Source organism: uncultured Methanofollis sp., from assembly GCF_937919355.1.
Classification (GTDB): domain Archaea; phylum Halobacteriota; class Methanomicrobia; order Methanomicrobiales; family Methanofollaceae; genus Methanofollis.
The window spans coordinates 1-1,117 of record NZ_CALFSA010000193.1 but is presented as its reverse complement, the minus strand read 5'-3'; the positions used below and the strand labels follow the sequence as shown (position 1 = coordinate 1,117).

At 64.2% G+C, this 1,117-nt stretch carries 1 protein-coding gene; it reads left to right on the top strand.

Annotation, left to right across the window (positions count from 1 at the left end):
- Positions 1 to 64: 64 nt before the first annotated feature.
- On the top strand, positions 65 to 1,117 hold a 1,053-nt coding region (locus Q0520_RS09680), incomplete at its 3' end, for a P-loop domain-containing protein (protein WP_298669447.1).

The window sequence follows — 1,117 nt, the reverse complement described above, 5'->3', positions numbered from 1 at the left end:
TATAGTGCTTGATGAATATGTCCGCGTCATCGGCAGGGATTTCTCCCCCCTACCCGATAGATCCATGATGAATGGCAGAGGATGGATGGAGGCGACGGCGGCGGTCCTTGCGGCGTGCGGCGATGCGATAGACACACCGAAAGTGCGGGAGGGTGTGAACGCCTACTTCGTCCGCTCGCCCGGCGGGACATGTCTCCAGTTCTCCGTCCCGATCCTTCTCCCCTTCAGACCTGACATCGATCCCCGCAGTGCAGATGGGGCGGTAGGGGCAGTGCTTGAGGCGGTAAAACGCACAGTCCCCGCGGACGCACGGCTCCACCCCCTCGGCGGGCTCGACACCGAGAGACCCGCGGCATATGCGGGGGGGATCGAACCGATCACCCTTGTCAGATCGGCATCACGGGCAGGCACCGGCCTCTGGAAACCTGATGAGGAGAACTATCTCGACGCCAGTGGTCTCCACGTCACTATCCACGGGGCCGTCCCGTACCCCGGGATGCCTGGTACTGCAATGGTCAGGGAGGTCGGGGGGGTGGTCGCAGACCTCGCCGACGCGATCGGGGAGACGGTGCAGAGGGTGCCCGCACCGGAGATTGCGACCGCGGCGACGCTCTCACTTGACCAGAAACTCCTCAGGCAGGATCTTCCTGCACTGGGGCTTGTCTGCTTCATCGGCGACGGCACCTGCCCGGCGCGGGCCTTCACACGCTTCAGGCAGCACCATCGTGTGGCCGGACCAAAAGAGGGGGTGCATATTCCCTTCGTCTGCCCGGAGGAACTCAAGCCAATCGAGGTCGAACTCCCGGCAAGCGGGAGGACTGTTACCGGCCTCGGTATCCGTGAAGGCGAGGCCCTTGCTATTGCAGGTTCAAACGCACAGGGAAAGACAACCCTCCTCCAGGCAATCCTGGCAGGCGAGGACGACCACGCCCGCGGCGACGGCCGGGAACTCGTCGTCTCCGTGCGAGGGATAAGAACTGCAGAAGCGGGAGGGCCCGACCTCCACGGCGCCGACGTGAGCCTCTTTTTCCATAGTCTTCCCCCCGGGATGACAGGAACACCGAAGGCCGCTTTCGGGAGGGGAAGCGGGTCGATGACGATGGCGGGGCAGGGCCAG